Source organism: Aeromicrobium sp. (assembly GCF_037719875.1).
Classification (GTDB): domain Bacteria; phylum Actinomycetota; class Actinomycetes; order Propionibacteriales; family Nocardioidaceae; genus Aeromicrobium.
This window is the reverse complement of the sequence record NZ_JBBJMJ010000001.1, coordinates 233,280-250,994: the sequence shown is the minus strand read 5'-3', so window position 1 is coordinate 250,994 and position 17,715 is coordinate 233,280. Positions and strand designations below refer to the sequence as shown.

General features: G+C 68.3%; 22 protein-coding genes. 4 read left to right on the top strand and 18 right to left on the bottom strand.

The window, feature by feature from the left end:
- Positions 1-47: 47 nt before the first annotated feature.
- The 5 genes from WKF39_RS01385 to trpC all read right to left on the bottom strand — a co-directional run bounded on the left by WKF39_RS01385 (position 48) and on the right by trpC (position 4,578).
- Positions 48-788, bottom strand: a complete 741-nt coding sequence (locus WKF39_RS01385; RefSeq protein ID WP_340385153.1) for a VIT1/CCC1 transporter family protein — start codon at positions 786-788, stop codon at positions 48-50.
- Positions 789-832: 44 nt separating this feature from the next.
- Complete coding sequence (gene lgt, locus WKF39_RS01380; RefSeq protein ID WP_340385151.1) at positions 833-1,684, bottom strand: prolipoprotein diacylglyceryl transferase; 852 nt, start codon at positions 1,682-1,684, stop codon at positions 833-835.
- A gap of 4 nt (positions 1,685-1,688) precedes the next feature.
- Positions 1,689-2,486 (bottom strand): tryptophan synthase subunit alpha, encoded by a 798-nt coding sequence (gene trpA, locus WKF39_RS01375; RefSeq protein WP_340385149.1) that lies wholly within the window; start codon positions 2,484-2,486, stop codon positions 1,689-1,691.
- The gene (gene trpB, locus WKF39_RS01370; protein ID WP_340385147.1) at positions 2,483-3,709 is read right to left on the bottom strand and encodes a tryptophan synthase subunit beta; all 1,227 of its coding nucleotides are present in this window, start codon (positions 3,707-3,709) and stop codon (positions 2,483-2,485) included. Before trpB ends, trpA begins: the two co-directional genes overlap by 4 nt.
- Positions 3,710-3,771: 62 nt before the next feature.
- Positions 3,772-4,578, bottom strand: a complete 807-nt coding sequence (gene trpC, locus WKF39_RS01365) for an indole-3-glycerol phosphate synthase TrpC (protein WP_340385600.1) — start codon at positions 4,576-4,578, stop codon at positions 3,772-3,774.
- Positions 4,579-4,682: 104 nt separating this feature from the next.
- On the opposite strand from trpC, the gene WKF39_RS01360 reads away from it, so the two are divergent.
- Both WKF39_RS01360 and WKF39_RS01355 read left to right on the top strand, forming a co-directional pair.
- Positions 4,683-5,069 carry a DUF4190 domain-containing protein gene (locus tag WKF39_RS01360; RefSeq protein WP_340385145.1) on the top strand — a complete coding sequence of 129 codons (387 nt, stop codon included), beginning with the start codon at positions 4,683-4,685 and terminating at the stop codon, positions 5,067-5,069.
- Positions 5,066-5,371 carry a hypothetical protein gene (locus tag WKF39_RS01355; protein ID WP_340385144.1) on the top strand — a complete coding sequence of 102 codons (306 nt, stop codon included), beginning with the start codon at positions 5,066-5,068 and terminating at the stop codon, positions 5,369-5,371. Before WKF39_RS01360 ends, WKF39_RS01355 begins: the two co-directional genes overlap by 4 nt.
- 2 nt (positions 5,372-5,373) lie before the next feature.
- Here WKF39_RS01355 and WKF39_RS01350 read toward each other — a convergent pair whose 3' ends face one another.
- Genes WKF39_RS01350 through priA form a run of 9 tightly spaced genes read right to left on the bottom strand, consistent with a single transcriptional unit; the run spans position 5,374 to position 12,715 of the window.
- Positions 5,374-5,808 carry a DUF2752 domain-containing protein gene (locus tag WKF39_RS01350; RefSeq protein ID WP_340385142.1) on the bottom strand — a complete coding sequence of 145 codons (435 nt, stop codon included), beginning with the start codon at positions 5,806-5,808 and terminating at the stop codon, positions 5,374-5,376.
- Positions 5,805-6,317 carry a DUF4190 domain-containing protein gene (locus WKF39_RS01345; RefSeq protein ID WP_340385139.1) on the bottom strand — a complete coding sequence of 171 codons (513 nt, stop codon included), beginning with the start codon at positions 6,315-6,317 and terminating at the stop codon, positions 5,805-5,807. The genes WKF39_RS01350 and WKF39_RS01345 overlap by 4 nt, the downstream gene beginning before the upstream one ends.
- A gap of 26 nt (positions 6,318-6,343) precedes the next feature.
- Complete coding sequence (locus tag WKF39_RS01340) at positions 6,344-6,556, bottom strand: HGxxPAAW family protein (RefSeq protein ID WP_340385137.1); 213 nt, start codon at positions 6,554-6,556, stop codon at positions 6,344-6,346.
- A 37-nt stretch (positions 6,557-6,593) separates the two neighbouring features.
- On the bottom strand, positions 6,594-7,169 hold the full coding sequence (locus tag WKF39_RS01335) for a Trp biosynthesis-associated membrane protein (protein ID WP_340385135.1): 576 nt from the start codon (positions 7,167-7,169) through the stop codon (positions 6,594-6,596).
- Positions 7,166-7,513, bottom strand: a complete 348-nt coding sequence (gene hisI / locus WKF39_RS01330) for a phosphoribosyl-AMP cyclohydrolase (protein ID WP_340385133.1) — start codon at positions 7,511-7,513, stop codon at positions 7,166-7,168. The genes WKF39_RS01335 and hisI overlap by 4 nt, the downstream gene beginning before the upstream one ends.
- 4 nt (positions 7,514-7,517) lie before the next feature.
- Positions 7,518-9,347 carry an ABC transporter ATP-binding protein gene (locus tag WKF39_RS01325; protein WP_340385131.1) on the bottom strand — a complete coding sequence of 610 codons (1,830 nt, stop codon included), beginning with the start codon at positions 9,345-9,347 and terminating at the stop codon, positions 7,518-7,520.
- On the bottom strand, positions 9,344-11,185 hold the full coding sequence (locus tag WKF39_RS01320) for an ABC transporter ATP-binding protein (protein ID WP_340385129.1): 1,842 nt from the start codon (positions 11,183-11,185) through the stop codon (positions 9,344-9,346). The genes WKF39_RS01325 and WKF39_RS01320 overlap by 4 nt, the downstream gene beginning before the upstream one ends.
- A complete protein-coding gene (gene hisF, locus WKF39_RS01315; protein ID WP_340385127.1) occupies positions 11,175-11,936 on the bottom strand; it encodes an imidazole glycerol phosphate synthase subunit HisF in 762 nt (253 codons plus the stop codon). The genes WKF39_RS01320 and hisF overlap by 11 nt, the downstream gene beginning before the upstream one ends.
- Before the next feature lie 53 nt (positions 11,937-11,989).
- Positions 11,990-12,715 carry a bifunctional 1-(5-phosphoribosyl)-5-((5-phosphoribosylamino)methylideneamino)imidazole-4-carboxamide isomerase/phosphoribosylanthranilate isomerase PriA gene (priA, locus tag WKF39_RS01310; protein WP_340385125.1) on the bottom strand — a complete coding sequence of 242 codons (726 nt, stop codon included), beginning with the start codon at positions 12,713-12,715 and terminating at the stop codon, positions 11,990-11,992.
- Between the two features lie 44 nt (positions 12,716-12,759).
- Here priA and WKF39_RS01305 point away from each other — a divergent pair, with 44 nt between their 5' ends.
- Complete coding sequence (locus tag WKF39_RS01305) at positions 12,760-13,467, top strand: alpha/beta fold hydrolase (protein WP_340385123.1); 708 nt, start codon at positions 12,760-12,762, stop codon at positions 13,465-13,467.
- Positions 13,468-13,494: 27 nt separating this feature from the next.
- On the opposite strand, the gene hisH is transcribed toward WKF39_RS01305, so the two are convergent.
- From hisH to hisD, 4 genes are read right to left on the bottom strand one after another with little or no spacing between them, the layout of a single operon-like run.
- Positions 13,495-14,130, bottom strand: coding sequence for an imidazole glycerol phosphate synthase subunit HisH (gene hisH, locus WKF39_RS01300; protein ID WP_340385121.1), 636 nt, complete (start codon positions 14,128-14,130; stop codon positions 13,495-13,497).
- Between the two features lie 25 nt (positions 14,131-14,155).
- Positions 14,156-14,779, bottom strand: a complete 624-nt coding sequence (hisB, locus tag WKF39_RS01295) for an imidazoleglycerol-phosphate dehydratase HisB (protein ID WP_340385119.1) — start codon at positions 14,777-14,779, stop codon at positions 14,156-14,158.
- Positions 14,776-15,852, bottom strand: coding sequence for a histidinol-phosphate transaminase (locus tag WKF39_RS01290; protein ID WP_340385117.1), 1,077 nt, complete (start codon positions 15,850-15,852; stop codon positions 14,776-14,778). The genes hisB and WKF39_RS01290 overlap by 4 nt, the downstream gene beginning before the upstream one ends.
- The gene (gene hisD, locus WKF39_RS01285; protein WP_340385115.1) at positions 15,852-17,180 is read right to left on the bottom strand and encodes a histidinol dehydrogenase; all 1,329 of its coding nucleotides are present in this window, start codon (positions 17,178-17,180) and stop codon (positions 15,852-15,854) included. The genes WKF39_RS01290 and hisD overlap by 1 nt, the downstream gene beginning before the upstream one ends.
- A 34-nt stretch (positions 17,181-17,214) precedes the next feature.
- Here hisD and ybaK point away from each other — a divergent pair, with 34 nt between their 5' ends.
- Positions 17,215-17,706, top strand: coding sequence for a Cys-tRNA(Pro) deacylase (gene ybaK, locus WKF39_RS01280; protein ID WP_340385113.1), 492 nt, complete (start codon positions 17,215-17,217; stop codon positions 17,704-17,706).
- Positions 17,707-17,715 lie beyond the last annotated feature (9 nt).

Genomic DNA, 17,715 nt, shown 5'->3' with positions numbered 1-17,715 from the left:
CTCGGACAGCATGCCAAGATTACACGGCTCCCCGCCGCCGTGTCGCATCAGCCGATCACACCGCCGACCGCGTGACCCACGAGGTACGTCAGCCCGGCAGCCGCTCCGCCGAGCACGAGCTGGCGCAGTCCGCCGAACCACCACGACCTCGCGGTGATCCTGGTGACGACTGCCCCGCACGCGAACAGGCCGATGAGCGAGAGCACGATCGCGGTCCACGGGGACTCGATGCCGATCAGGTAGGGGAACAGCGGGATCGTCGCGCCCAGCGCGAAGGCGATGAACGAGGAAGCGGCGGCGAGGACCGGCGAGGCGAGATCATCGGTGTCGACGCCGAACTCCTCACGGGCGTGGACCCTGACGGCGTTCTCCGGATCGCGGTGGATCTGGGTGGCAACCTGGCGAGCGACGTCCTCGTCGACGCCCTTCTCGACGAACATTGCCGCGAGCTCGGCCTCCTCCGCCGGCTCGTTGTGCAGGATCTCATCGCGTTCGATGTCGACCTGGGCCAGCGCGAACTCGCTCTGGCTGGCCACCGAGGTGTACTCCCCCGCCGCCATCGAGAACGATCCGGCCGCGAGCCCCGCCAGCCCGGCCAGGACGACGGGCTTGGTGTCGTTGGCGCTGCTGCCACCCACGACCCCCATGATGAGCGCGAAGTTGGAGACCAGACCGTCCATCGCGCCGAACACCGCGGGACGGAGCCAGCCGCCCGTCACGTCGGGGTGCTCGTGGTCGACATGGTCGGGAGCCGGCAGGGGTTCGATGCCTTCGGTTGCGTCAGTCATGGGCTCGGTGCTCTCGGTTGCGTCAGCTGAGGATGAGAGTGACGCTATTGCGGTTCGTTGCCGCGTGTCGCATCAAAAGCGTCACTCCCAGCGGGGTCGGGGGTACGTTTGCGGGTCGCGAAGAAGAAGGCAGCGGCCAGCACGAACACGATGATCGAGGTCCAGACATTGAGGCGGAACGGCCCGATGTGGTTGACCGTGTCGATCCGCAACGCCTCGATCCAGACCCGCCCGGAGGTGTAGAGCATCGCGTAGAGGGCAAATGCGCGCCCGCCCGTGAGCTTGACCCGTCGATCGATTGCGATGATCAGCGCCGCGGCTGCGAGGTTCCACAGCAGCTCGTAGAGGAACGTCGGGTGGAACGTCGCGAACTGCGCATAGCCGTCCGGGCGATTCGCGACATCGATCTCGAGCCCCCAGGGCGCAGTCGTCGGCTTGCCGAACAGCTCTTGGTTGAAGTAGTTGCCGATCCGGCCGATTGCCTGCGCGACGAGGAGTCCCGGGGCGACGGCATCTGCCACCGAGGAGAGCGATACGTCGTAGCGGCGGCACGCGATCAGCGCCCCCAGCGCACCACCGGCGATGGCTCCCCAGATGCCGAGGCCGCCCTGCCAGATCTTGAGGGCATCGATGGCCTGCTTGCCCTCCCCGAAGTAGAGCTCGGGATCGGTCGCCACGTGATACATCCGCGCGCCGACGATGCCGAATGGGATCGCCCAGATCGCGACGTCGCCGATCAGGCCTTCGCGTCCTCCACGGGCCTGGAATCGGCGCTCACCGATCCAGATCGCGACCAGGGCACCGATGATGATGCCGAGCGCGTACGCCCGCAGAGGAACCGGCCCGATCTCCCAGACACCGCTCGAAGGGCTGGGGATGAAGGTCGCGACGTTCACCTGACTAGTTCCTCTCGACGCCGGCGCGCAGATCTTGGGCCAGCAGGCGGATGGCCTCGAGCCCGGCGGACTCGTCTGCGGCATCCAGCAGACAGCGTACGAGGGCGGACCCGACGATCACCGCGTCGGCGAACTCGGCGACCTCGCGCGCCTGGGCACCAGAGCTCACGCCCAGGCCGACCCCGACCGGCTTGTCGGTGACTTTGCGCAGGCGGGCCACGAGCTCAGGCCCGAGTGAGCTGGTCTGCTCGCGCGCACCCGTCACACCCATGACCGCGGTTGCGTAGACGAATCCACCGGCGGCATCTGCCGTCATCGCAAGGCGCTCGTCGGTCGAGGACGGCGCGACCAGGAAGATGCGGTCGAGACCGTGCTGCGCGGACGCCGCGACCCATTCAGCCGCTTCGTCCGGGATCAGGTCAGGTGTGATGAGCCCAGATCCCCCCGCAGCCGCCAGAGCCTCGGCGAATCTGTTGACGCCGAAGCGCTCAACCGGGTTCCAGTAGGTCATGACCACCGTGGGGGCACCGGTCGCGGCGCTGGCTCGCACGACGTCGAGCACATCGGTTGTCCGTGTTCCGCCACCGAGCGCCTGCTCGGCAGCGGCCTGGATCGTGGGCCCGTCCATGACCGGATCGCTGTAGGGCAGGCCCACCTCGACCAGGTCGACTCCCCCCTCGACCATCGCCTCGATGGCCTTGATCGACATCTCCTTGGACGGGAACCCGGCAGGCAGATAGCCCACGAGTGCCGCCCTGCCCTCCGCCCGCGTACGCACGAAGAGCTCGTCGATACGGCTCATTCCTCGACCCCCGGCTCGAGGACGACCGGCTCATCGATCAGCCCGAAGTACTCCGCGGCGGTGTGCACGTCCTTGTCCCCACGTCCCGAGAGGTTGACCAGGATCGTCGCGTCCGGCCCGAGCTCCTTGGCCAGGTCGAGGGCGCCGGCCAGCGCGTGGGCCGACTCGATCGCCGGGATGATGCCCTCGGTCTTGCACAACAGATCGAATGCCGCCATCGCTTCGTCGTCTGTCGCCGGTACGTATGATGCCCGGCCGGTGTCGGCGAGAAAGGAGTGCTCCGGGCCGACGCCGGGATAGTCCAGACCTGCGGAGATCGAGTGCGACTCGATCGTCTGGCCGTCCTCGTCCTGCAGCAGGAAGGAGCGCGCGCCGTGGAGCACACCCACGTCGCCGCCGGTGATCGTCGCGGCGTGGCGACCGGTGGCAACTCCGTCGCCCCCGGCCTCGATGCCGACGAGTCGGACGTCGACGTCGTCGATGAATGCGCTGAAGAGCCCGATCGCGTTGGAGCCACCACCAACGCACGCGACAGCGGCGTCGGGCAGTGCACCCGTGAGCTCGAGGACCTGGGACCGCGCCTCGTCACCGATGCCGCGCGTCAGGTCGCGCACCATGCTCGGGAACGGGTGCGGACCGGCTGCGGTACCGAACAGATAGGACGTCGTGTCGACGCTGGCGACCCAGTCACGGAGCGCCTCGTTGATCGCGTCCTTCAACGTACGACTTCCGGTGGTGACCGGCACGACCTCGGCACCCAACATCTTCATGCGCGCGACGTTGAGGGCCTGGCGCTCCGTGTCGATCTCGCCCATGTAGACGACGCACTCGAGGTCGAGGTAGGCGCACGCCGTGGCCGAGGCGACCCCGTGCTGGCCCGCACCGGTCTCGGCGATCGCTCGCGGCTTGCCGATGCGCTTGGCGAGCAGGGCCTGGCCGATGACGTTGCGGATCTTGTGGGCACCGGTGTGATTGAGGTCCTCCCGCTTGAGCAGGATGCGTGCGCCGGCGGCTTCGGAGAAGCGGTGCGCCTCATAGAGCGGGCTGGGCACATTGGCGTACTCCCGCAGCATTCGATCGAGCTCGGCCACGAAGATCGGATCGGCCTTGGCCTCGGTCCAGGCCCGATCGAGCTCATCGAGCGGGGCGATCAACGCCTCGGGCATGAAGCGGCCGCCGAAGCGGCCGAAGTGTCCGGTGGCATCAGGCTGGGTGTAGGACATGTTGGTAACTCTCGGCTCAAGTTCGCGCTGGAAGGAAGGTACTCAGGTCGCTGCTCGACCGGTCACCAGCGGTGCTGCAGGGCGGGGTGAGCTCCCGCTGCCACGAGATCTGCGACGGTCGCGCGGGGATCATCTCCGCGCACGAGGGTCTCACCGACCAGGACGACGTGGGCGCCCAGCTTGGCGTACTCGATGACGTCGTGTGGACCACGAACGCCGGACTCGGCAACCTTGACTGAGCGGTCGGGGATGCGGGGCGAGAGTCGCTCGAACGTGCCACGATCGATCTCGAGGGTCTTGAGGTTGCGCGCGTTGACGCCGATCAGGTCGGCGCCTGCGTCGACGGCACGGTCGACCTCCTCCTCGTCGTGGACCTCCACGAGCGGGGTGAGACCGATTGAGCGGGCTCGTTCGATGAGGCTCTCCAGCGCGATCTGCTCGAGCGCGGCGACGATCAACAGCGCCATGTCGGCGCCGGCAGCACGGGCCTCCCACAGCTGGTAGGAGGTCGTGATGAAGTCCTTGCGGAGCACCGGGATGTCGACGTTCGCGCGCACGGAACGCAGGTCGTCCAGCGTGCCGCCGAATCGGCGCTGCTCGGTGAGGACGCTGATCGCGGCTGCGCCGCCGGCCGCGTAGTCCGACGCCAGGGCTGCCGGGTCCTTGATCGCCGCCAGCTGGCCCTTGCTGGGGCTGGCGCGCTTGACCTCGGCGATGACGGAGACCCCGTCGGCCCGGAAGGCCGGCATCGGATCGAGCGCGGGATGCTGTCGTGCGGCCTGCGCCTTGAGATCGTCGAGGGAGGTCTTGTCCATGCGGTCCTGGAGGTCGGCGGCCGCGCCGGCCAAGATCTCGTCGAGCACGGACACAGGAACCCCCTCCTCACGCACGTTGGACTGATTCAAGAGTAACCCTGTAGGGACTCATGCCTCCCGGGGGTTCCTTCGATGCGGGAAATCACTATGCTCGCGCCATGACGACGAACGAGCCACCCCCCTACCCGGGTGAACCGACCCCTCCCACCAACGATCTCCCGAGCTACGGCTCCACCCCACCGCCACCGGGCGGTTTCCAGGCTCCCGCTCCAGGCGGTTATGGCGCACCGCCGCAGCAGAACAAGAAGGCCCTGTGGTCGATGATCCTCGGCATCCTCGGACTGCTGTGCTGCGGATTCTTCACCGGCATCCCGGCGCTGATCCTCGGCAACCAGGCCAAGAAGGAGATCGCCGCTTCCGGCGGCTCGCAGACCGGCGGAGGGATGGCGACGGCCGGTGTCATCCTCGGCATCGTCGCGATCGTCTTCGGTGTCATCTCGCTCATCCTGTTCGCCACCGGGGCCCTCGACTTCTCGACGACATGACCGAGGAGCCCGTCCCGCCCCCGGGTGCGCCCGACGACGGGACGGGCCTCCCGATCAACCGCAAGGTGCTCCTGAGCGTCGTGTTCGGCACGGTTGCGTTCGCCTGCACGTTCCTCGCGCCGATCGGCGGACTTCTGCTGGCCTTCCCGGCCATCACGACCGCGATCCACGGGCGGCGTGAGATCCGAGGATCCGGCGGCACGGAGAGCGGTGACCTGCTCGGTGTCGCGGGTCTGACGATTGGCATCACAACGATCGGCCTGGCCATGTTGGCCGCGGTTCTGTCAGTAACGACGCGCTGAGTTCAGGGAGCCAGCCAGGAGCCCCATGGGGTGTTGCGCAGGATGCCGAAGACGACCAGCAGCGCGATCGCGGCATAGCCGACGCGCGTGTTGATCACGAACATCCGCTCCCTGCTGCCGCGCCAACGACGTACGACCCACAGAACCCAGGCCACGGCGAGGGCTGCGACCAGCGCGACCGCAAGGATGTTGCTGCTGGCAGCCCCGACGAGGTCGCCGCGAGTCAGGTCGTTGACCGCGCGCAGTCCTCCGCAGCCCGGACAGGGTATGCCAGTGAGCGCCAGGAACGGGCAATAGCCGTAGGAGCCCGAGTCGTGCGGGTCGTGGAAGTGCAGGAGCACCGCAGCACTCAGCCCGACTGCCCCGACGATCGCCGGGGCCCGCAGACCGGCCGCGGTCGCGCTGCGCTCGGTGTCCAGCCCCGGCTGCAGGCTCACGCGCCGACGGTGATTCCCACGATGATCAGGGCGATGACTGCAGCCCAGATCAACGTTCCGATGATCCCGGTGATCAGCCCGGCCGTCGCCATGCCATCACCGGTTTGGGTCCCGTTGCTCCCCTTGATGTCCTTCTTGCCGAGCACCGCCAGCACGATCGCGACGGGGCCGATCAGCACACCGAGGTAGCAGAAGAAGATCGAGACGATCCCGGTGATCATCGCCCACAACGCCTTGTTGTTGTTGCTGGGCGGGGCCGGGTAGCCGTAGCCGGGCTGGCCGTAGGCCGGCTGGCCGTACGCCTGCGGTGCCTGACCGTAAGTCGGCTGAACGTACGCCGGTGGTGCCTGACCGTAAGCCGGTTGGCCGTAGGCGGGTTGGCCGTAGGCGGGCTGGTCCGGCTGCCCGGATGGCGGGGCCTGACCATAGCCGGGCGGCGGCGGGCTGGGCTGCTGCCCATCGGGCTCTTCGGATCCGGGATAGCTGGGATACTGCGGCTGGTCGCTCATGTCGTTGGTCCTGGTCAGTCGAGAGCTCAGTGGTTGGCGTTGGAGTCGCCGTCTGCGCGACTCACGCCAAATCCGGCTGCCGCCATGGCCCGGCCAACCAGTCCGGACCCCACCGCGATGACGCAACCCACTGTGAACCACACCCAGTGGGGTTCAGGGATCAGCGCGATGCCACCGATCAAGGTGCCGGCGAGGCACATCAGGACAGCGGTCCAGGCGGCGGGCGATGATCCGTGCATGGGTGAAATCTCCTCGTGGTCGTGAACTGCGCTCAGACTACTGGGTCGGATCCCGACCCTCGTCCAACGCCTTCCACATCTCAGCGTCGGACTGGGGTGCCGTGACGGCTGGCCTGCCTGCGGGGGACTCGTAGCGGCTGCCCATCGTCGGCCATACGCCTCCCAGCCTGGCGGTGACCCCACCGAGGAGCGCGGCGACGACGAAGCCCAGCGTCGTGACGTACTTCCAGATCGAGACCGAGAAGTCCTGACTTCCCGTGCCGGTGTAGGCCGGCGACTCCTCGACCGCGCGGCCGACGGCGTCGCCGAGCGACGAGGAGTCCAGGACCACGACGGCAGCGCCGGCGATCGCGACCAGGATCGTGAATGCTCCGACCACCCGGCGCACACGCGGCGACGAGGCCAGCACCGCGAGCGCCGCCGTGACGATGACGATCGCCAACGCGGGCACCAGCGGTTGGGCGTCTGCTCCCGTGACGCTGACGGAGTCCGACGGCAGGCCGTCGGTCGCGATCCTGACCTCGGCCCACGACCGGGACGCGGCGAAGAACGCCAGTCCCCCGGCGGCGAGGGTGCCGAGCACGACCGGGCCGTAGAGCCGGCGCGGGTTCACAGCAATCTGTCCGCGTCGAAGCAGGTGAGGTCGCCGGTGTGGCAAGCGGGTCCGGTCTGGTCGACCAGCACCAGGAGGGTGTCGCCGTCGCAGTCGAGACGGACCTCACGCACGGCCTGCGTGTGGCCGGAGGTCTCGCCCTTGACCCAGTAGGCCTGACGGCTGCGACTCCAGAACGTGCCACGACCGGTCGACAGTGTGCGGTGGAGCGCTTCATCGTCCATCCAGCCGACCATGAGCACGTCACGGCTGCCGACATCCTGGATCACGGCGGGCACAAGGCCATCGGCGTCACGCTTGAGACGTGCCGCGATGGTCGGGTCGAGGGAGCTCACGCGAACCATTGTCTCAGGCGTTGCCAGAGATCGTCGGAGCCACCGGGTCGACGGCGGCATGGTGGCTCGACAGCGAGGCCTGCGCGATCCAGCTGGCGTGCAGGCGCGCGTAGACACCTCCGAGCACGACGAGCTCGGCATGGGTCCCGTCCTCGACGAGCCGGCCGGCGTCGAACACCAGGACTCGGTCGGCGTTCTCGGCCGTCGAGAGGCGGTGGGCGATCGTCACGCTGGAGCGGCCGTCGAGCAACCGGTCGAGGGCGCGCGTCGCCCGCAGCTCGGTCTGTGGGTCCACGGCGCTCGTCGCTTCGTCGAGCACGATGAAGTCCGGATCGGCGAGCGCCGAACGTACGAGCGCAACGAGCTGGCGCTCCCCCGCGGACAGCGACTCGCCCCGCTGGCCGACTTGCGAGTCGAGCCCACGCGGCAGTGCGGCATACCAGTCGGTCAGGCCGAGCCTGTTGAAGACCACCATCAGCTCATCGTCGGTCGCGTCCTTCTTGCCGTAGCGCAGGTTGTCGCGCAGCGTCGCGTCGAACAGGAATCCCTCTTGCGGCACCATGAGGATGTGCTTGCGCAGGTCGTCGAACGAGACCGTGCTGATGTCAGTCTCGCCGAGTCGGACCACGCCATGGGTCGGGTCCATGAGCCGGGTCAGCAGCTTGGCGAACGTGGTCTTGCCCGAACCGGTCTCGCCCACGATCGCGATGCGCTGGCGTGGGGCGATCGTGACGTCGATGTCCTTGAGCACGACCGGCCCGTCCGGATAGGCGAACGTGACGCCCTCGAAACGGGCCCCCAGGGTCTCATCGGGCAGGGTCTCACCGCTTGCGCCCGGATCGACGACGTCGGCCGGCGTGTCGAGCAGCTCGATGACGCGCCGCCACGAGGCGATGGCGTTCTGGGCCTCGGTCAGGACCTGTGTGGCCATCTGCACGGGACCGACGAACAGGCCGACCAGGAACGCGAAGGCGATGACGGTGCCGATCGACAGCTGGCCCGACAGGCCGATCGCCACGCCGAAGCCGATCACCGCGGCATTGGCCAGCCCCCCGGCAACCCCCGCGGACGCGAATGTCACGGCCACGAGCTTCTGGGCCCGGACGTTGGCGTCGAGGTTGCGGTTGATGCCGCCGTCAACCCGATCCTGCGTACGTCGCTCGATCGCGTAGGCCCGGACCACCGATGCACCGACGACGGGCTCGGCGATGACTGCGAGCATCTCGCCGACCGTCCTGCGGACGATGTCGTAGGCCCGGCTGAGCCGCTCGGCGAAGAACTTGAGGCTGATCCCGAGCGGCAGGAAGCAGAGCCAGACCACGATTGTCAGCTGCCAGGAGAAGTAGGTCATGATTGCCGTCGCGACCAGGATCTGGCCCACGCTGACAACCATCATGATCCCGGTGAACTGCAGGAACTGTGAGATCTGGTCGATGTCGGAGGTCACCCGGGACACCAGCACACCGCGCCGCTCGGCGTTCTGCGTCAGCATCGACAGGTCGTGAACGTGGCGGAAGGCGTCGACACGGAGCTGGGCCAGGCCACGCTCGCTCGCGACGAACAGGCGTACGCGCATCCAGTAGGCCAGCAGCCCGGACACGATGATCACCCCGAGAGCCCCGATCAGGTAGCCGGCGACATCGCTGAGCTCGGTGCCGCGGCCCTCGCCGAGGCCGGAGTCGACGGTCTCCTTGATGACGATCGGGATGACAGATCCACCGATCGTGCTGAGAATCGCGAGCAGCAAGGTCAGGCCGAGGCCGTCCTTGATCGCCGGCGAGAGCGCAAGTCCGCGGCGCAGGATGGCTGTGCCGGTCAGGCGCTCGCTTTGATTGGTGCTCATGACTCCACCTCCCGGGCCTGGTCATAGGCATTGACGAGATCGCGATAGTCGCTCGAGCGCTCGACGAGTTCGGCGTGGCTGCCCCGGTCGGCGATCAGACCGTCATCGAGGAACACGACCTCGTCGGAGAGCGCGATCGTGGCCTTCCGATAGGCCACGACCAACACCGTCGGACCGTCGTCGTCTGCCGTGTGGGCGGCCAGTGCCCGGAGGATGCGTTGCTCGACCTCGGGATCGACCGCGCTGGTGGCGTCGTCCATCACGAGGAGGCGGGGTCGGCGTACGAGGGCGCGGGCCAGCGACAGGCGTTGGCGCTGCCCACCGGACAACGTCGTGCCGCGCTCCCCGAGCTCGGCGTCGAGGCCGGCCGGCAGGTTGGCGACGAACTGGTCGGCCTGCACCGTGCGCAGGGCGTCCCAGACCTCCTCGTCGGTGTAGTCGCCACCCAGCGTGACGTTCTCGCGGACACTGTCGTCGAACAGGAATGTGCCCTGCGGGACGACGGCGATCGTGCGGGCCAGCTCGTCGTGCGTCAGCTCGCGGATGTCGTGGCCGTCGACCCGGATCGCGCCGCCCTGCGGATCGACGAGACGGGTCAGCAGCGATGTCAACGTGCTCTTGCCGCTGCCGGTGGCACCGACCACCGCCACGACCTTGCCCGGCTCGACCTCGAGGTCGATGCCGCCGAGGACGTTGCGCTGGCCATCGGCGAATCTGAAGGTCAGGTCGTCGACATCGAGTGCGACCGGCCCTGAGCCCGCCAGCGTCCGGCCGCCATAGTGCATCGAGCCGTCGGCATCCAGCACCGAGGAGACCCGCTCCCAGCCGACGACGCTGCGTGGCAGCTCGCCGAGCACCCAGCCGATCGCACGCACGGGGAATGCGACGACCGTGAAGAGATAGGCGACCTGCACGACGTCGCCCGGGTCGGCCGCACCGCTGGCCACCCGTCCGACGCCGAGCACGATGACCAGAAGAATGCCCAGGCTCGGTAGTGCCTCGAGCAGGGGGTCGAACATGCTGCGGATGCGGCCGACCTCGATGTTGGCGTCTCGCAGCTCGTGGGTGACCCGGGTGAATCGCTCCGTCTCGTCGGACTCCCGCCCCAAGGACTTGATCACGAGGGCGCCGTCGAACGACTCGTGCGCGACCGCGCTGACGTCACCGCGGAGCGCCTGGGCGTGGGCGACCTTGGGTGACAACCAGCGCTGGTAGAACACGTTGATCGCGAACAGTGCCGGGAACACGATCAGGCCGACGATCGTGAGCACGACATCGGCGGCGAGCATCGCGATGATGGCCGCAACCAGCATCGCGATGACGCCGACCGCCATCGGCAGCGGCATGAACACCGCCCAGGTCGCTTCGACGTCGGCGTTGGCGTTGGACAGCAGCTGGCCGGTCGGGTGGCGGTGGTGCCAGGCCATCGGGAGGGTCAGGTACTTGCGGGTGACCTTGCGGCGGTAGTCCGCCACGAGCCGGTAGAACACGATGCCGCCGATGAGCCGTCGGCCGATGACGCCCAGTGCCCGCAGCATCGCGACGGCGAGGAACAGTGCGATGGCGCCGGCAAGGGCGCCCTTGACGATCTCGCCGCGAGCGAACGACGGCCGGATCACATGATCTGTGGCCCACCCCAGCACCCAGGCGTCGGCAACCGTCATGGCGCCGTAGAGGACGCTACCGATCACCGAGAGCGAGAACAGGAATCGCTGCTCGCGGATGCCTCGACCGAGCAGAGCGAAGCCGCGGCCGGTCACATGGGTGTGATCGGTCTGACCGAGATCACGGTCGTCGGTCGTGGGCCGTCCGGAGCTCGTCGAAGGGCTATCGGACACTGTGTCCAGCTGTTCGCAACGTCTCTTTCACCTGTCCGATGGTCATGTCGCCGAAGTGGAAGACGCTCGCGGCGAGCACTGCGTCGGCACCGGCGTCTATGGCTTCAGGGAAGTGCTTGAGCCTGCCGGCGCCACCACTGGCAATCAGTGGCACCTGTGTAACGTCACGGACCGCCCGAATCATTTCCAGATCGAAGCCATCTCTCGTCCCGTCCGCGTCCATCGAGTTGAGCAGGATCTCTCCGGCCCCCAGCTCCGTGGCGGTTCGGGCCCACTGCACGGCGTCGAGACCCGCCGACGTCCGCCCGCCGTGAGTCGTCACCTCGAAGCCGCTCGGCTGGTCACTGCTGCGGCGCGCATCAACGCTCAGCACGAGCACCTGGTTGCCGAATCGGTGAGCGATCTCGGCGATGACCTGCGGCCGGGCGATCGCGGCCGTGTTGATGCCCACCTTGTCCGCCCCGGCTCGCAGCAGACGGTCGACGTCCTCGGGCGTACGCACACCGCCGCCGACCGTCAGCGGGATGAACACCTGGTCGGCCGTGCGACCGACGACGTCGAATGTCGTGTCGCGGCTGTCCGAGGACGCCGTGATGTCGAGGAAGGTCAGCTCGTCGGCACCTTCGGCGTCATAGACCTTGGCCATCTCGACGGGATCGCCGGCATCGCGCAGGTTGACGAAGTTGACGCCCTTGACGACCCGGCCGTTGTCGACATCCAGGCAGGGGATCACGCGGATGGCAAGGCTCACCGGGAGAGCCTATCTGGCAGGCCCGGACACCTCTGTCGACGACCAGAGCGTTGCTAGACCTCGCGGACGGCGTCCAGTGCCTCCGGCAGCGTGAACGCCCCGGCATACAGCGCCTTGCCGACGATCGCGCCCTCGACGCCGAGCCCGGTCAGCGTCGCGATGTCGCGGAGGTCCTGCAGGCTCGACACGCCGCCGGAGGCCACGACAGGCTTGTCGGTGATGGCGCAGACCTGCCGCAGCAGGTCGAGGTTGGGGCCGGTCAGCGTGCCGTCCTTGGTGACGTCTGTGAGGACGTAGCGCGCGCAGCCATCGCGCTCGAGCCGCTCGAGGACCTCGAACAGGTCGCCACCCTCCTGGGTCCAGCCCCGGGCCGCCAACGTGGTGCCGCGCACATCGAGGCCGACGGCGATCTGGTCGCCGTGCTCCCCCACGACCTTGGCGCACCACGTCGGGTTCTCCAGAGCGGCGGTGCCCAGGTTGACGCGGGTGCAGCCGGTCGCCAGCGCGGCTTCGAGTGAGGCGTCGTCGCGGATCCCGCCGGACAGCTCGACCTTGACGTCGAGCCGGCCCACCACGTCGGCGAGCAGCTCGCGGTTGGATCCCTTGCCGAAGGCCGCGTCGAGATCCACCAAGTGGATCCACTCCGCACCGTCGGTCTGCCATTGCAGCGCGGCGTCGAGCGGGGATCCATACGTCGTCTCACTCCCGAGCTCACCCTGGACGAGGCGAACGGCCTGCCCATCGGCGACGTCGACAGCGGGGAGGAGTTCGAGGGTCACGCAGGTGATCGTATATGTCGCCCGGGTTGTCTAACGTGGTCGGTATGCACCTCATCCTCGTGCCCGGCTTCTGGCTTGACTCCTCCTCGTGGGACCGCATCACCCCCGCGCTCGAGGCCGCGGGCCACCGCGTCACCGCACTCACCCTGCCGGGTCTCGAGGCGGGCGCCGACCGGTCGAGCATCGGCCTCGCCGATCACGTCGACGCCATCGTGGCCGCGATCGACGCGATCGACGCGGCCGACCAGCCGGTCGTGCTCGTCGGGCACAGCGGGGGTGGCGCCGCGGTCCACGGGGCGGTCGACCGCCGACCCGACAAGGTCGCACGCGCCATCTATGTCGACAGCGGCCCGTTGCCCCACGGCGCAGCGATCAACCCCGGCCTGCCGGACGAGGACGGAGAGATCCCGCTGCCGCCGTGGGACGTCTTCCGCGAAGATGGCGCCCGCGACCTCGACGACTTCACTGACGCACAGCTCGATGACTTCCGGGCCCGCGCGATCCCGATCCCGATCGGGGTTGCCCGAGATCTCCAGGTCCTGACCAACGAGGCTCGCTTCGACGTCCCGATCACGATCATCACCACGACGTTCACCCGCGAGGAGATCGATCAGTATGTCGCGGCGGGCGAGGCCTATTTCGCCGAGCTGCCGCAGATCTCGAACGTCACGATCGTCGAGCTCCCGACGAGCCACTGGCCTCAGTTCACCAAGCCCGAGCAGCTCGCCGAGGTCCTCCGCGACGCGATCTGAGGCGCGCCGACGGCTTCACCGACCGACCTAGAGGGTCGCGAGCCAGTTCCGCAGCAGCTGCGAGCCGGCGTCGCCGGACTTCTCGGGGTGGAACTGCGTGGCCCACAACGGGCCGTGCTCGGCCGCCGAGACGAACCGGTCGCCGGCATACTCGGTCCACGTGACGGCCGGATCGGGGAACGCCGGCGGCTGGCTGAGCACCCAGTCCCGCACGCCGTAGGAATGGACGAAGTAGAACCGCTGGTCCTCGATGCCGGCGAACATACGGGAGCCTTCGCCCGGCTCCACGGTGTTCCATCCCATGTGGGGGACGATCGGCGCTTGCAGTCTCTCCACCACGCCGGGCAGCTCGCCACAACCCTCAGTGCGTACGCCGTGCTCGATGCCCTCGCCGAACAGGATCTGCATGCCGACGCAGATGCCCAGCACCGGACGACCGGCGATGAGCCGGCGCTCGATGATGCGGACACCGTCGACGTCGACGAGCCCGCGCATGCACGCCTCGAACGCGCCGACCCCGGGCACGAGGAGCCCGTCGGCCTCCTGCGCGATGGTCGCGTCGCTCGTGAGCTCGGCCCGGGCTCCCGCACGCTCGACAGCGCGCACAGCCGACCTCAGATTGCCTGAACCGTAGTCGAGCACCGCGACGCGCGGTGCGGTCACAGCCGGCGCCCTCGCTGGCGCTCGGTCACAGAGCACCCTTCGTGCTCGGGATGCCGGACTCGCGGGGGTCGATCGCCACCGCGTCACGCAGGGCACGGGCGACGGCCTTGAACTGCGCCTCGGCGATGTGGTGCGGATCGCGGCCGTCGAGCAGCCGTACGTGCAGCGTGATCGCGGCGTGGTGGGCGATCGACTCGAGGACGTGCGCGGTCAGGGCGCCGGTGTATTGACCGCCGATGATCGCGGTGATCTGCCGATCGGGCTCGCCGGAGTGCACGAAGTAGGGGCGCCCGGAGACGTCGACGACGGCCTGCGCGATCGACTCGTCGAGCGGGACCAGCGCATCCCCATAACGGCGAATGCCGACCTTGTCGCCGAGTGCTTCGCGGATCGCCTCGCCGAGGCAGATCGCGGTGTCCTCGACGGTGTGGTGCGCGTCGATGTGCAGGTCGCCCTCGGCCTTGACCGTGAGATCTATCAGCGAGTGCCGCGAGAACGCGGTCAGCATGTGGTCGTAGAAGCCGACGCCAGTGGAGATGTCGTGGGTGCCGTTTCCGTCGAGGTCCAGCTCGACGACGACATGGGACTCCGAGGTCTTTCGCTCGATGCGCGCGGTACGAGCCGCGCGACGAGCCGATCGAAGCGTCATCGGGTCACCTCCAGAAGTGCGTCATAGAAGACCCGCATGTCATCGGGGGTCCCGACCGACACGCGAAGCCATCCGCGGGGTCCAGTCTCCCGTATCAGCACGCCACGGTCGACCAGACCCTGCCAGATGGCGTGTCGATCAGCGAACCGGCCGAACAGGACGAAGTTCGCATCGGAGTCCGCGACCTCGAAACCCCGGGCTGCCAACCACGCGGCGAGCTCGTCCCGGGTGGTCCGCAGCTCGTCGACCCGGGCCAACAGCTCGGCGCTGTGACCCAGTGCCGCGAGCGCGGTTGCCTGCGTCACGGCCGACAGGTGATAGGGCAGCCGCACGATGCGCAGGGCATCGATGATCGCCGTGTCAGCGGCGACATAACCGAGGCGTCCGCCCGCGAATGCGAATGCCTTGCTCATGGTGCGGGTCACCAGCAGGCGGGGATATTCATCCAGGACGTCGAGCGCGCTCGGCGTGCCCGAACGACGGAACTCGGCGTACGCCTCATCGACCACCACGACCCCGGGTGCCGCCGTGGCGATCGCGCGAACCGTGTCGAGCGGCAGCGCCGTGCCGGTCGGGTTGTTGGGCGATGTCAGCAGCACGACATCTGGCTGCTCGGCCTCGATCAGCGCCAGCGCTCGATCCACGTCGACCGTGAAGTCCGCTTCACGCTGTCCCGCGACCCAACGGGTGTGCGTGTCACGGGCATATTCCGGATACATCGAATAGGTCGGCGCAAACGAGAGCGCAGTGCGGCCGGGCCCGCCGAACGCCTGCAAGATCTGCAGCATGACCTCGTTCGATCCGTTGGCCGCCCACACCCGATCGCGGGTCAGTCCGTGTCCGAGATAGGTCGCAAGACCCTCCCGCAGCGCCACCGCCTCCCGGTCCGGATAGCGGTTGAGCGATGTCGCCGCGGCGTGCACGGCGTCTGCGATGCCGGCGGCCACCTCCGGGCTGGGACCGTAGGGGTTCTCGTTGACGTTGAGGTTGATGACATCCGGGATCTGAGGTGCGCCGTAGGGCTCTGAGTCCCGCAGGTCCTCGCGGATCGGCACCCAGGAGGGCAGCGGCATCAGCGTGAGGTCCTGATCGTGACGGCCGCACCGTGCGACGGAAGGTTCTCCGCCTCGGCAAGGTTCACGACGTGATCGCCGACCTCACGCAGCGCGGCCTCGTCATACGAGACGACATGCATGTTCTTGCAGAATGCGCGCACCGAGAGACCCGAGGAGTGGCAGGCGCAGCCCGCAGTCGGCAGCACGTGGTTGGACCCGGCCGCATAGTCGCCGAGCGAGACCGGAGTGTGTGGACCGACGAAGATCGCGCCGGCGTTGACGATCTGGGCGGCGACCGAGGCTGCGTCGACGGTCTGAATCTCGAGGTGTTCAGCACCATAGCCGTTGGCGACGTGGACAGCCTGGTCGATGTCGCGCACCAGGACGGTGGCCGACTGCCGACCCTCAAGGGCAGTGCGGATGCGGTCGGCGTGCTTGGCGGACCCGATCTGGTCCTCGAGCTCGGAGTCGACGGCGTCGGCCAGGGCTTCACTGTCGGTGATCAGCACACTGGCTGCCATCGGGTCGTGCTCGGCCTGGCTGATGACGTCAGCCGCGACAAAAGCGGCATCCGCGCTGCTGTCGGCGATGATCGCAATCTCGGTCGGGCCGGCCTCGGAGTCGATGCTGACGGTGCCCTGGAGATAGCGCTTGGCCGCAGCGACGTAGATGTTGCCGGGCCCGGTGATGAGGTTGACGGGGCGGCACTCCCCACCGCTCTCGGCGCTGGTCCCGTAGGCGAACATCGCCAGTGCCTGTGCTCCGCCGACCGCGTAGACCTCGTCGATGCCGAGCAGGCCGCAGGCCGCCAGGATCGTGGGGTGCGGCAGTCCACCGAACTCGGCGTTGGGCGGGCTCGCAAGTGCGATGCCGGGCACGCCGGCGACCTGGGCTGGGACTGCGTTCATGATGACGGTGCTGACCAGCGGGGCCAAGCCACCAGGGACGTAGAGCCCGACGCGTTGCATCGGCACGATGCGGCGTTCGACCGAGGCTCCCGGCGCAACCTCGGTGACGAGACTGTGCTCCAGCTCGGCCTCGCTGGTCGTCCTGAGCCGCCTGATCGACTCCTCCAACGCCGCGCGGATGCTCGGGTCGAGCGCCGCGAGAGCCCCGGAGATCGCGTCAACAGGCACCCGGAGCTGTGCCGGGCGTACGCCGTCGAAACGCTCGCCGGCATCGAGCACGGCGCTGGCGCCGCGTGACCTGACGTCCTCGCAGATCGGCCGCACCGCTGCCATGGCGTGCTCGACATCGACTTCGGCGCGCGGCACCACAGCGCTGTAGGCCCTGTGCCGTTCCTCGGCAGCAGGCTCAAGATTTCTCAGGTCGAGTCGTTGCATCACGGCGCCAAGTCTACGGACGGGCTACCGTGGGCTGGTGGCCGCCAACAAGAAGTCCACCGACGCAACGCCGGCGTTCGTCGCGCTCCATCGGGCCAACATCCCTTTCACGCCCCACTCCTACGTCCACGATCCGCGGGCCGAGTCCTTCGGCATGGAGGCCGCCCAAGCGCTGGGCGTCGAACCGGGTCGGGTGTTCAAGACCTTGATGGCCGAGATCGACGGCGAGCTGTGCGTCGGGGTCGTTCCGGTCATGGGCTCGCTGGACCTCAAGGCGCTGGCAGATGCCCTGAATGGCAGGCGCGCGCAGATGGCCGACGCAGCCCAGGCGCAACGCGCCACGGGATATGTCATCGGCGGGATCTCGCCATTGGGTCAGAAGCGGAAGCATCGCACCGTGATCGACAAGTCATCGGCACAGTGGCCGACGATCTTCGTGTCGGGCGGGCGTCGCGGCCTCGAGGCCGAGCTGCACCCGAACGACCTCGTGCTGCTGACCGGCGCCGTCGTTGCCCGCATCGCCCGCTGACTCGCGACC